The 906-nt window shown below is 42.4% G+C and carries 2 protein-coding genes; both read right to left on the bottom strand.

Annotated elements, in window-relative coordinates:
- Positions 1 to 332 (bottom strand): bacterioferritin (locus tag A3739_RS19880; RefSeq protein WP_068502552.1); only part of this gene is annotated, 332 nt, incomplete at its 3' end.
- Positions 333 to 342: 10 nt separating this feature from the next.
- Entirely contained in the window at positions 343 to 816 is a 474-nt protein-coding gene (bfr, locus tag A3739_RS19875; RefSeq protein WP_068478532.1) for a bacterioferritin, read from the bottom strand.
- Between the last annotated feature and the right edge of the window lie 90 nt (positions 817 to 906).

The raw sequence follows: 906 nt of genomic DNA, 5'->3' as shown, positions 1-906 counted from the left end.
TCTTGCTCACAGAGAGCGATCGCATCCTTAAGATTTTGAATAACAGAGTACTCAACTTCTAAATCACTTTTCAGCATTGAAACAACGTCAGCTCCAACATTGAGAGGCTCTCGTACTCCAAGATTTGGTGTTCCTTCGAGAAATAAAATGCGACGGATCATTTGGTCAGCATGATCAGTTTCTTCCTCACGCTCATGATCAAGACGCTCATAAAGCTTATTGAGCCCCCAGTCTTCGTACATGCGTGAATGGATAAAATACTGATCGACCGCGGTGAGTTCGCCAGCAAGAAGTTTGCTCAATGTATCGACAACTTTTTGATTACCTTTCATTTCAAAACCCCTATTCTTCGCCTAGCAATGATTGCGTATAGTTCTCGAGCCCCATCTTTTCGATGAGATCTCGCTGAGTTTCAATCCAATCGAAATGCTCTTCCTCATAGCTCAAAAGTTCGCGCAAGACATCTCTACTCACATAATCGCGCTGTGATTCGCAGTGCTCGATCGCATCGCGAAGGGTTGCCAAAGACTGCGTCTGAAACCTCAAGTCGCAAGACAGAATCTCGGGAACATCTTCGCCAATATACAGCTTGCCTAATTTTTGGAGATTGGGGATACCTTCCAAGAACAAGATACGCTCAATAAGCGCGTCCGCTTGTTTCATATCCTTGATAGATTTTTTGTACTCGACCTTATCAAGAACTGATAATCCCCAGTTCTTAGCCATTCGCGCATGAAGAAAATATTGATTGATCGATATAAGCTCATCCGCGAGCACATCGTTTAATTTTTGAATAACCGATACATCACCTTGCATAGCAAACCTCCCTTCGAAAGAATCAGGGCAAGTATATGCAAGGTTTAAGTTATTGAAAAGTTGAGAATAATGATACGAATCAGTATCAGT

The organism is Oleiphilus sp. HI0067 (genome assembly GCF_001635735.1).
This window is presented reverse-complemented; position numbering and strand designations above follow the sequence as displayed.